Here is a 12,181-nt window from a genome sequence, read left to right as displayed (position 1 = left end):
GATACACCTGAAGCACCGCTCAATTCCCCAGTAACTGACCCAGCCCCGGTTCCCGACCGGCGGCTATGCTTTTGTCTTTTTCGTCGTCCGGTCGACTACCCAGCTTTGTCGAAACCCAGGATGATGAAAATGTTGAAAAACCCTGCTGCCAAATACCGATCGTTCAAACCCGTCAATTTGACGGACCGCCAGTGGCCGTCGCGCACCATCACGCGCGCGCCGATCTGGATGAGCACCGACCTGCGCGACGGCAATCAGGCGCTGTTCGAGCCGATGAACGCGCAACGCAAGATGCGCATGTTCAAGACGCTGGTGCAGATTGGTTTCAAGGAAATCGAAGTCGCGTTTCCGTCCGCCTCGCAAACCGACTTCAATTTCGTGCGCGAGTTGATCGAAGGCGGCCATATTCCCGACGACGTCACCATCGAAGTCTTGACGCAAGCGCGCGACGATCTGATCGAACGCACCTTCGAATCGCTGCGTGGTGCGCCGCGCGCAATCGTCCATTTGTACAACGCGACCGCGCCTGAATTCCGCCGCATCGTGTTCGGCCTGGAAAAGAGCGGCGTGAAAGAGCTCGCGCAAAATGCCGCGCGCACGATGAAGCGTCTCGCCGACGCCGCGCCGGAAACCCACTTCACGCTGCAATACAGCCCGGAAGTATTCAGTGGTACCGAACTCGAATTCGCGAAGGAAGTGTGCGATGCGGTATTCGATATCTGGCAACCGACGCCCGAGCACAAAGCGATCGTCAACTTGCCCGCTACGGTCGAAATGGCTACGCCGAATGTGTACGCGGATCAGATCGAATGGATGCACCGCAATCTCGCACGACGGGATTCGTTGATCGTCTCCGTGCATCCGCATAACGATCGCGGCACCGCGGTGGCTGCGGCTGAACTCGCAGTGATGGCCGGCGCCGATCGTGTCGAAGGATGTTTGTTCGGTAACGGCGAGCGTACTGGCAATGTGGACCTCGTGACGCTCGCTTTGAATCTCTACACTCAAGGTATCGATCCGGGTCTCGATTTTTCGAACATCAACGAAGTCGCGCGTACCGCTGAGGAATGCACGCAGTTGCCGGTGCATCCGCGCCATCCTTATGTAGGCGATCTGGTGTTCACCGCTTTCTCCGGCTCGCATCAGGATGCTATCAAGAAGGGCTTTGCCGCCCAAAAACCCGACACCATCTGGGAAGTGCCTTATATGCCGATCGATCCCAGCGATCTTGGGCGTACCTACGATTCGATTATTCGGGTGAATAGCCAGTCTGGAAAAGGTGGGATTGCTTATCTGCTCGAGCAGGGTTATGGGGTGGTGTTGCCGCGGCGCTTGCAAGTGGATTTCAGCTCCGCTGTGCAGCGGTTGACTGACGATAGTGGTTCTGAGGTGACGCCTTCCCAGATATGGGCGTTGTTTCAGCAGGAGTATGTGCAGAACGATTCGCCGGTGCGGTATGTTGGGCATAGCCTCTCTGAGCGCGGCGAGCGGGAGCATATCAAGCTCACAGTCGAGATTAACGGCTCGCGGCACGTTCTCACTGGAGAGGGCAATGGGCCTCTCGACGCGCTGATGCATGCGATGGGCGTGCCGGTGCGGATTCAGCACTATGAAGAGCGGGCTTTGGCTCAGGGCGCCGATGCTAGGGCTGTGGCTGTTGCTGAGATGGCCGGGGCCGATGTGGCGGGTAGCGCGTTTGGGGTTGGGATCGATGCCAATCTGGTGACTGCTTCTATTCGGGCTGTTATTAGTGGGGTTAATCGTGCCTACGCCCGGTGTGATGTTGCCGCGCAGGGGCGGTTTTTTGATGTGGCTTTGAATGGGGAAGTTGAGCAGGCTGTTGTTTGATTTTTTGTTGGCCTTTCCTTGCTCGGGCTTCTTTGGCCTTTCTTTTCTTGTCGGTTTATTAGCGTTCCCCCTGTGCGGGGGGCACCTACTTTTCTTTGCCGGCCGCAAAGAAAAGTAGGCAAAAGAAAGCGGCTCAAACCGCCAGCTCTTAAGCGGGTCCCCTGGCTTGGAGGAGGTAGTGGAGCATCTGGAATCGGTGTTCTCGCGCACTCCGCGCTTGTGACAAGGCAGTCATACTTCCGGCGGCGCTGCGCGCGCCGTGGCGGTACTTCATAAAACCGCCTGGCAGTTTTAGCGTTCGGCGGTACTTCACTAAACTGGTTACCGGTTTCGGCGATCGCCGCACTTCATATGGCCATCTGCCAGTTTCAGTGCCTGCGTTTCGCGGAGACGAGTTGATTTCATGCGGTCCACTCGTCAGGCAGACTGTGTGTGAGCGTCGAAACGAAACGCGCCGTTTCCTCCTCACGCGGGCGCATGAAGACGTCGCGCGAAGCGCCCGCTTCCACCACCACGCCGTTATTCAGAAACACCACGTCACGCGCAATCGTCGCGGCGAGCCGTAAGTCGTGTGTCGCCATCAGCATCGTCATGCCTTCTTTGGCGAGTTGCTTGAGCACGTCCACCACTTCCGCGGCGAGGCCTGGGTCCAGCGCCGACGTCGGCTCGTCGCACAGCAGCACTTCCGGCGACGGCGCCAACGCCCGCGCAATCGCCACGCGTTGCTGCTGCCCACCGGAAAGCGTCGCGGGCCACACGTCCGCTTTGTGCGCGATGCCGACCTTCTCCAGCAATTCGTCCGCCCGTGCGCGGGCTTTTTCCTTGTCCCACTTCAGCACGGTCAACAGGCCTTCCATCACGTTCTGCCGCACGGTCAGATGCGGAAATAGCTGGAAGTTCTGAAACACCATGCCGGTGCGGCGCCGAATCGTCAGCACTGCCTCGCGTGACGGTTTGTGCTCGCGGCTGAATTCGAGCCGCTGATCGCCGAGTTCGAGCGTGCCGGCCTCAGGAATTTCCAGCAGATTCACGCAGCGCAACAGCGTGCTCTTGCCGCTGCCCGACGGTCCGATCAACGCCGTAACGTTGCCCTGCACCAGATGCAAATCCACCGAATTGAGCACCTGGTGGCCGCTGAAATACTTGTCGATTTTTTCCAGTCGAATCATCAGTTGCCTGCCTGGAAAAGTGCGTGACGGCCGAACTTGCGCTCGAGCCTGACTTGCGCCGTCGACAACACCGAGCTGAACACCAGATAAACCAGCGCGGCCTCGGTATAGAGAATCAGCGGTTCATAGGTCACCGACGCAATCCGCTGCGCGGCCTGAAATACTTCGGGCACAGTCAGTACGGCAGCTAACGAGGTGTCCTTCACCAGCGCAATAAACGAATTCGACAACGGCGGCAGTGCAACGCGGGCCGCTTGCGGCAGGATCGCGCGACGCAGCGCCTGCGCACGCGTCATCCCCATCGAATACGCCGCCTCCCACTGCCCTTTCGGAATCGATTCGATCACGCCGCGAATCACTTCGGAGTTGTACGCACCGACGTTCAGCGAAAAGCCGATGATCGCCGCCGTCAGCGGATCGAGCACGATGCCCACGTTGGGCAGTCCATAGAAGATCACGAACAGCTGCACGAGCAGCGGCGAGCCGCGAAACAACCACACGTAGAAGCGCACGATCGCCACTGCCCACGACGGTCCGAACAACCGGACCAGCGCGATGATGAACGCGAGCGCGAGCCCGATCGCGAAGGATGCCAGCGTCAGCGGCACTGTGAACACGAGCCCCGCATACAGCAGGGGCCACAGCGACTGCGCCATCAAATGCAACCAGGCTGGCATGGTTCAGACTCGCAGATGACGCTTATTGGGAGACGTCTTTGCCGAAATACTTCTGCGAGATCTTCTCGTAGGTACCGTCCTTCTTGATGTCCGCGAGCGCCTTGTTGATCGCTGCCTGCAACTCCGGGTTGCCCTTGCGGATAAGCACCGCGGACTTGTCGCTGCTGTCGGAGGCCGTATCGAGCGCGGCGATCTTCACCTTCGCATCCGGCTTGTGCTTCTTGAAGTCGAGGAAAGACAACGAATCGTTGACGGTGGCATCCACTCGACCCGACGTCAGCAGATCGATCGATTCGTTAAAGCCTTGCACGGGGATCACTTCCGCGCCATGCGCGGCCGCGATCTTGCCGAAGTTGCTGGTCAGCGTATTGGCCGACTTCTTGCCCTTCAGGTCGTCGAAGGTCTTGATCGTGGCGTTGTCGGAACGCACGATCAGCGCCGCGTGCGACGTGATGTACGGGTCCGAGAAATCGTATTTGGCCTTGCGTGCGTCAGTGACGGCGACTTCGTTGATCACCGCGTCGTAGCGGTTCACGTCGAGGCCCGCGATCAGGCCATCCCACTTGCCTTCGACGAATTGCGGTTTGACGCCGAGACGCTGCGCGATCGCCGTGCCGATCTCGACGTCGAAGCCCGTCAGCTTGCCGGATTCGTCGTGATACGTGAACGGTGCATAGGTGCCTTCGGTGCCGATCTTGAATACGCCGGCGGATTTGATCTGCGCGAGACCTTCGGCGGCGAATGCCGAGCTCAGGGTCACCGCTTGCAGCAGCGCGATCAGCAGAATGGAACGAATCGACTTCATCAGGTGGCTCCGTAAAGTTTGCTACGTCGGTTGCTTGGTCTTGTGTTCGGCACTTTCCGCCGGCCGTCGAGCCCGGCAGAGTGGCCGGACTGTAGCAAACGGTCTGTGTTTTTACAAAGGATCAGGTTTCCGATCAATATGCGCTTGCGTGCTAAGCGGACAGCCAAAGCATCTTATGCGACGCGGAAATAGACTCTACAGCAGATAAGACAGATGCGGCATGCATCGCAACACGGAACACGTGCCGGGCGCCATCGGGGAAAACGCGAGAAGTGTGTCGCCGCGGCGAGCGCACGGCGTCGAAAAACGGGCGGCACCAAGGCCGCCCGTTTGATTGCAAACTGCTTACCGCTCCACCGGATGCGGTTCCTTCAGCTTGTTGGCAACCCGGATCGCATCGAAGTAAGCCGGATTGGGCGGCCGCTTCAGATAACGCCCCGCGCCGCGCACCGCCCGCAGCTCGCCATCGGTCCATGCAAGCGCACCGCGCGTGAGCGTATGCATCGCCACGCCCTGCACCGTCATGCCCTCGAACACATTGAAGTCGACCTTTTGATGATGCGTCTTCACCGAAATGGTTTTGCTCGCCGCCGGATCCCAAACCACCAGATCGGCATCCGCGCCGACCTGCACCGCGCCTTTGCGCGGATACAGGTTGAAAATCTGCGCGGCGTTGGCCGACGTGATGCGCACGAATTCGTTCGGCGTGAGACGTCCCGAGTTCACGCCGTGATGCCAGAGCACCGCCATCCGGTCCTCGACACCGCCGCAGCCGTTCGGAATCTTCGTGAAGTCCTCACGGCCCATTGCCTTCTGCGACGCACAGAACACGCAGTGGTCGGTCGCCGTGGTGTGCAACTGGCCCGCTTGCAAACCACGCCACAATGCCTCGCGATGCTCGGCGGAACGGAACGGCGGGCTCATCACGTGCGCCGCTGCCCGGGTCCAGTCGGGATCGCGATACACCGCCTCGTCGATCACCAGATGCCCCGGCAGCACTTCGCCGAACACACGCAGGCCTTCGCTGCGGGCACGCGCGATGGCATCGACCGCGTCTTTAGCCGACACGTGAACGATATAAACGGGCACGCCCAACACTTGCGCGATGCGGATCGCGCGATTAGCCGCCTCGCCTTCCACTTCGGGCGGCCGTGATAACGGATGCGCCTCAGGACCTGTAAAGCCTTTTGCAAGCAACTGACGCTGCAACTGGAACACCAGTTCGCCGTTTTCCGCATGGACGGTGGGCAACGCGCCGAGCTCGAGCGAACGCGAGAAGCTGTTCACCAGCACTTCGTCGTCGGCCATGATCGCGTTCTTGTAGGCCATGAAGTGCTTGAAGCTCGATACGCCGTGTTCGTGCACCAGCGTACCCATGTCGCGATAGACCGAATCGTCCCACCATGTCACCGCAACGTGAAAACCGTAATCGGCCGACGCTTTTTCAGCCCAGCCGCGCCATTCCTTGAACGCATCCATCAACGGCTGTTTCGGGCTCGGAATCACGAAATCGATGATGCTGGTCGTACCGCCGGATAAACCAGCCGCCGTGCCGGTATAGAAATCGTCGCTGGCCGTGGTGCCCATGAACGGCAATTCCATATGCGTATGCGGATCGATGCCGCCGGGCATCACATACTGCCCACCCGCATCGACGATCGAGGCGCCCGCCGGCGCCTCGAGGTCCGCGCCGATCTGCAGGATCGTGCCGCCGTCTTGCGGGTCCGCACACAACACGTCCGCACGATAGGTGCGCTCCGCGTCGATAACCGTGCCGCCGCGAATCAGGGTCGTCATGTTGCCGCCTCCTTATCAACTGCTGGTTTCGGTGTTACGTACTTCGCTTGCTTCATGCGCTCGTGTCATGCGCTCGCCACTCTCGCACTCGGTCCCTTACTGAACTTCATCCAGGCGCTATATACGATCGACGCCAACGCGAGTCCGACAAACCAGGCATACGTATAAAGCGTATTGAAGAACGCCGGCACATTCGGAAACGATGCCGGAAACGCGGTGTGCAGGAAGCCCGGCAGATTCGGCAGCACACCGACCAGCAACGCGACCACCGCGCCGATATTCCACCCGCCCGTGTAGCTGTACTCGCCGTTTTCGTCGAACAGTTCGCGCGCATCAAGGCGGGTGCCGCGAATCAGGAAGTAGTCGACCATCAGAATGCCCGCCACCGGCCCGAGCAACGCGGAGTACCCGACCAGCCACGTGAAGATATAGCCTTGCGTGGTGGCGAGAATCTTCCACGGCATCATCACGATGGCGATCGTCGCGGTAATCATGCCGCCCGCGCGATACGAAATACCCTTGGGCCACAGGCTGGAAAAATCATAGGCGGGGCCGACCAGGTTCGCCGCGAGATTGCAGGACATCGTATCGAGCGTCAGAATGATCAGCGCGAGGCCGACGCCGATACCGGTCATGCGGCTCGTCAGATCGATCGGGTCCCAGATCGCCTTGCCGTAGATCACCACGGTAGCCGACGTCACCACGACCGAAATCACCGAGAGCAACGCCATCGGTACCGGCAGGCCGATCGACTGGCCGACGATCTGGTCTCGCTGCGATCTGGCAAAGCGCGTGAAGTCCGGAATGTTCAGTGCGAGCGTGGCCCAGAAGCCGACCATCGCTGTGAGCCCCGGCCAGAACGTTACCCAGAACAGTCCTTCCTTCTTCCCGCCGGCGACGAACTGCGACGGCGCCGACAGCATCGTGCCGAGACCGCCCGCTTTCGAGGTCGCCCACCACACCAGCGCGATACACATCACGATCTTGATCGGCGCGGACCAGCTTTCGAGCCAGCGGATCGAATCGGTGCCGTGCACGATGAAGTAGATCTGCAATGCCCAGAAGACGAGAAAGCACGCCAATTGTGCGAGCGAGATGTCGAGAAACGGCAAGGCCGCGCCGTGCAGCGCGTTGCCGGTGAGAATGTTCAGCAACGTGTAGATCGCGCTGCCGCCGAGCCACGTCTGAATGCCGTACCAGCCGCACGCGACGATCGCGCGCAGCATCGCCGGTAGTTTTGCCCCTTGCGTGCCGAACGACGAGCGTACCAGCACCGCATACGGAATGCCGTGCTTCGCGCCCGCATGGCCGATCAGCAGCATCGGCACCAGCACGATCAGATTGCCGAGCAGCACGGTCACCACTGCCTGCCACGGCGACATGCCCTCCTCCGTCAAGCCGGCGGCGAGCATGTACGACGCAATGTTCATCACCATCCCCACCCAGAGCGCGGCGAAGTGATACCACCTCCATGTACGCTGCGCGGCGCCGGTCGGCGCAAGGTCGTCGTTGTAAAGACTGCTGCCCTGCGCGCCGGCCGCAAAGTGCGGTTCGACGGGTTGCGCTGTCTGCTTCATCGAAAGATCTCCACTGGATCGTTGAGGCCTGCGCATCTTCTGGTGGCGCGTCAGGCCTTTTGGGGAAAACAAGGGTTCAGTACAAGCGCATCGTTTTTATAGGGACTTCATGTTTCAGGCCGCTTTCGCCGCTGCCGCGTGAGCATGTGCGTGCTCAGCGGTTTCTGCGGTTTCCACGGCGTCGCTCTCGCCGGCAGTCACCCGCGACGGGTTGTTCGGATGCGTGGTCCAGTTCGCGTACTCGCCGCTGTCCACGCGCTCCATCGTGATGCATTGCTCGACAGGGCACACGTGCATGCACAGATTGCAGCCGACACATTCGGAGTCCATCACTTCAAAATGCCGGACGCCATCTTTTTCTTTCATGATCGCCTGGTGCGCCGTGTCTTCGCAGGCGATGTGGCACAGCCCGCACTGGATGCACTTGTCCTGATCGATGCGCGCCTTGATGTCGTACTTGAGGTTCAGGTACTTCCAGTCGGTGACGTTCGGCACGGCGCGGCCGCGAATGTCGTCGAGCGTCGCGTAGCCTTTTTCGTCCATCCAGTTCGACAGGCCGTCGGCGAGATCGGAGACGATCCGGAAACCGTAGTGCATCGCCGCCGTGCAGACCTGCACGCTGCCCGCGCCGAGCACCATGAACTCGGCCGCGTCGCGCCACGTCGAAATGCCGCCGATGCCGGAGATCGGCAGATTCGGCGTTTCCACGTCGCGGGCGATTTCGGCGACCATGTTCAGCGCGATCGGCTTCACCGCCGGGCCGCAGTAGCCGCCGTGCGTGCCTTTGCCGTCGACCATCGGCAATGGCGACATCGCGTCGAGATCGACCGCGACGATCGAGTTGATCGTGTTGATCAGCGACACGCCGTCCGCGCCGCCTTTATAGGCCGCGCGCGAGCCGAGGCGAATGTCGCTGATATTCGGCGTGAGCTTCACGAGGCACGGCAGCCTGGTGCCTTCCTTGACCCAGCGCGTGACCATCTCGACATACTCGGGCACCTGGCCGACCGCCGCGCCCATGCCGCGTTCGCTCATGCCGTGCGGGCAGCCGAAGTTCAGTTCGACCGCATCGGCGCCGGTGTCTTCGACAAGCGGCAGGATCCATTTCCAGTCGCGTTCGTTGCACGGCACCATCAGGGAGACGATCATCGCGCGGTCCGGCCAGTCGCGTTTGACTTGCGTGATCTCGCGCAAGTTGATATCGAGCGGACGGTCGGTAATCAGTTCGATGTTGTTCAGCCCGGCGATGCGCTGACCGTTCCATTGCACCGCGCCATAGCGCGAGCTGACGTTCACTACATTCGGGTCCAGGCCCAGCGTCTTCCACACCACGCCGCCCCAGCCCGCTTCGAACGCGCGGTTCACGTTATAGGCTTTGTCGGTCGGCGGCGCGGAGGCGAGCCAGAAAGGGTTCGGCGACGTGATGCCGGCAATCGTACAGCGCAAATCGGCCATGTTCGGCTCCTTGGGGACAGCAGTTTCTGTCTTGGTGTGAAGGTCGCTTATGCAGCTTTGATCGCCGTGCGGGCGAACAAAGCGTCGATCGCGGCAGCGGCGACTTTGCCGTCCTGCACGGACTGCACCGTGAGATCGACGGCGCCCGTAGCCGCGCAATCGCCGCCTGCCCACACATCGGGCAGCGAGGTCCGCCCGTTTGCATCGACCGCGATACGGCTGCCGTCCAGCGTCAAAAGCTCCCGCTCGATACCGACCGGCACCAGCGTCTGGCCGATCGCCTTGAGCACCATGTCGGCTTCGACCACAAAGCGCTCCTGATTGCCTTCGCTCGACGTGCGCTCGAATTCGACACCCGTGACCACGCCGCCTTCGCCAATCAAACGCATCGGCTTTGCATGTGTAATAAGCGTGACGCCATTGGTTTGCGCGAATTCACGCTCGACCCACGTCGCGCTCATCGATTCGACGCCGCGCCGGTACACCATCGTCACCGACGTCGCACCGAGCTTGTGGCTCTGCACCGCCGCATCCACCGCGGTATTGCCGCCACCGATCACGACGACGCGCCGGCCCACCGGCACCGTGCCGAAATTGCTTGCGCTGCGCACCTGTTCGATGAAATCCACCGCGTTCATGACGCCGCTCAGGTCTTCGCCTTCCATCGCCAACGCGCGCACGCCACTCAGGCCAATCGCGAGAAACACCGCATCATGTTCGTGGCGCAACGCATCGAGGCTCACATCACGCCCCAACGTCACGCCGTGTCTGATTTCAATGCCACCGACCGAGCACAGCCATTCCACTTCACGCTGTGCGAAATCATCGACTGTTTTATAAGCTGCGATGCCGTATTCGTTGAGACCGCCCGCTTTCTCATGCGAATCGAAAATCGTCACGCGATGACCAGCCAAAGCGAGACGATGCGCGCAAGCGAGCCCCGCCGGCCCCGCGCCGACCACGGCGACATGCCGGCCCGTTTCAGCCGCGCGCTTGAACAGCACCTCGCCGCGCGCCATCGCCCAATCGGTCGCATGACGTTGCAGCGCGCCGATCGCCACCGGCTTCGCGTCCTGATGGTTACGCACGCAAGCGCCCTCGCAAAGAATCTCGGTCGGGCAAACGCGCGCGCACATGCCACCCAAAGGATTCGCCGACAGAATGTCGACGGCCGCACCCTTCAGATTGCCGTTGCTGATCTTGCGAATGAAACTGGGAATGTCGATTTGCGTCGGACACGCATTCACGCAAGGCGCGTCGTAACAGTAGTGACAACGGCTCGCCGCCGCGGCCGCGGCGCTCGCGTCGAGCAACGGCGCGATGTCGGCAAACTCGCACGAGAGCTGATCGGGCGACAGGCGCTGAGCGGCAATGTCGCCGGTTTGCTTGATAGCCATACACGTTCCTTCTTCGATGTGAGGACGTAGCCGTACCTGCCGGCTGCGCTGGAGCGGAGCCGGGACGGCATGTTTTATGGGCACTACGGTGAGGCTAGTGAATCGACCGCTACCGCCGAAGCGTTATGAAACCGGCTCGCATGCACGCCCCAGCATCGCGTGCAGCAACACGTTGGCGCCTGCCTCGATCCATTCGAAGGTGGCGTCCTCGATCTCGTTGTGACTGATCCCGTCGATGCAAGGCACGAACACCATCGAGGTCGGCGCGACTTGCGACAGATAACAGGCGTCGTGTCCCGCACCGGACACCATGTTGCGATGCGAATAGCCGAAGCGTTCTGCCGCGGCGCGCACAGACTTCACGCAGGCTTCATCGAAAGCGACCGGTGCGTAGTAAAAGATTTGCTCAAGCTCGGTGTCCAGACCGATGCCGCTCGCAATGGCCGCCACGCCTTCGCGCAACGCGGCATCCATCTTCGCGAGCACCGCATCGTCCGGATGACGGAAATCGACGGTGAAAAACACACGCCCCGGTATCACGTTGCGCGAGTTCGGATAGACCTGCATCATGCCGACCGTCGCGCAGCCGAACGGCGCGTTGTCGAGACCGATGCGATTGACCAGATCGACCACGCGCGCGGCGCCGAGCAGTGCGTCGCGACGACGCGGCATCGGCGTTGGACCCGCGTGCGCTTCCTGTCCCGTCAGGGTGATTTCGTACCAGCGCTGACCTTGCGCATCGGTCACGACGCCAATGGTTTTCTGCTCCGCTTCGAGAATCGGCCCTTGTTCGATGTGCAATTCGAACGCCGCATGCAATGGGCGGCCACCGCACGGAAGATCGCCTGCATAGCCGATACGCTTGAGTTCCTCGCCGATCGTCTTGCCGTCCACGTCCTTGCGCGAGAGGCCGTATTCCAGCGTGAAGACGCCAGCGAATACGCCTGAGGCGACCATCGCCGGCGCGAAGCGCGAGCCTTCCTCGTTGGTCCAGATCACCACTTCGACCGGATGCTCGGTCTCGATGCCGTGGTCGTTCAGGCTGCGGATCACTTCGAGTCCGCCCAGCACGCCGTAAATGCCGTCGAAACGGCCGCCGGTAGGCTGAGAATCCGCATGCGAGCCGGTCATCACCGGCAACGCATCGGGGTTGCGCCCGGCACGGCGCATGAACACGTTGCCCATCTGATCGACTGAGACAGTGCACCCCGCTTCCTTCGCCCAACTGACGATCAGGTCGCGCCCTTCTTTGTCGAGGTCGGTCAGCGCCAGGCGGCAGACACCGCCTTTCGGCGTCGCGCCGATCTTCGCCATCGTCATCAGGCTGTCCCACAGCCGCTTGCCATCGACCTTGATCGATGTAGCGGGTTCTGAGTGCTTCAGCGCTTCGGATACTGCGGTCATTCGTCTCGCTCCTTTCGGTGAACCGACATGAAACTGGTGCATCGGCGGCGGT

At 61.1% G+C, this 12,181-nt stretch carries 9 protein-coding genes; 1 reads left to right on the top strand and 8 read right to left on the bottom strand.

The genetic code is table 11. The features are described 5' to 3' along the window. Positions 1-129: 129 nt before the first annotated feature. On the top strand, positions 130-1,848 hold the full coding sequence (gene leuA / locus WN982_RS06700; protein WP_341314959.1) for a 2-isopropylmalate synthase: 1,719 nt from the start codon (positions 130-132) through the stop codon (positions 1,846-1,848). Positions 1,849-2,249: 401 nt separating this feature from the next. Here the strand turns inward: leuA and WN982_RS06695 are convergent, their stop codons facing one another. The 8 genes from WN982_RS06695 to WN982_RS06660 form a co-directional block, all read right to left on the bottom strand. After that, on the bottom strand, positions 2,250-3,017 hold the full coding sequence (locus tag WN982_RS06695) for an amino acid ABC transporter ATP-binding protein (RefSeq protein ID WP_341314958.1): 768 nt from the start codon (positions 3,015-3,017) through the stop codon (positions 2,250-2,252). Beyond that, on the bottom strand, positions 3,017-3,694 hold the full coding sequence (locus tag WN982_RS06690) for an ABC transporter permease subunit (protein ID WP_341314957.1): 678 nt from the start codon (positions 3,692-3,694) through the stop codon (positions 3,017-3,019). Before WN982_RS06690 ends, WN982_RS06695 begins: the two co-directional genes overlap by 1 nt. A 22-nt stretch (positions 3,695-3,716) precedes the next feature. Further along, on the bottom strand, positions 3,717-4,499 hold the full coding sequence (locus tag WN982_RS06685; RefSeq protein WP_341314956.1) for an amino acid ABC transporter substrate-binding protein: 783 nt from the start codon (positions 4,497-4,499) through the stop codon (positions 3,717-3,719). Between the two features lie 345 nt (positions 4,500-4,844). After that, positions 4,845-6,296: a dihydropyrimidinase gene (gene hydA / locus WN982_RS06680; protein ID WP_341314955.1), complete on the bottom strand. Its 1,452-nt coding sequence runs from the start codon at positions 6,294-6,296 to the stop codon at positions 4,845-4,847. A 65-nt stretch (positions 6,297-6,361) separates the two neighbouring features. Then, positions 6,362-7,873, bottom strand: coding sequence for an NCS1 family nucleobase:cation symporter-1 (locus WN982_RS06675; RefSeq protein ID WP_341314954.1), 1,512 nt, complete (start codon positions 7,871-7,873; stop codon positions 6,362-6,364). Between the two features lie 114 nt (positions 7,874-7,987). Beyond that, positions 7,988-9,328 carry an NAD-dependent dihydropyrimidine dehydrogenase subunit PreA gene (gene preA, locus WN982_RS06670; protein WP_341314953.1) on the bottom strand — a complete coding sequence of 447 codons (1,341 nt, stop codon included), beginning with the start codon at positions 9,326-9,328 and terminating at the stop codon, positions 7,988-7,990. Between the two features lie 47 nt (positions 9,329-9,375). Continuing rightward, positions 9,376-10,725, bottom strand: coding sequence for an NAD(P)-dependent oxidoreductase (locus tag WN982_RS06665; RefSeq protein WP_341314952.1), 1,350 nt, complete (start codon positions 10,723-10,725; stop codon positions 9,376-9,378). A gap of 123 nt (positions 10,726-10,848) precedes the next feature. Beyond that, the gene (locus tag WN982_RS06660) at positions 10,849-12,129 is read right to left on the bottom strand and encodes a Zn-dependent hydrolase (RefSeq protein WP_341314951.1); all 1,281 of its coding nucleotides are present in this window, start codon (positions 12,127-12,129) and stop codon (positions 10,849-10,851) included. Between the last annotated feature and the right edge of the window lie 52 nt (positions 12,130-12,181).

This window comes from Paraburkholderia sp. IMGN_8, assembly GCF_038050405.1.
GTDB lineage: Bacteria > Pseudomonadota > Gammaproteobacteria > Burkholderiales > Burkholderiaceae > Paraburkholderia.
Note: the sequence above shows the minus strand (reverse complement) of the source record. Positions and strands in the feature narration are given on the sequence as shown.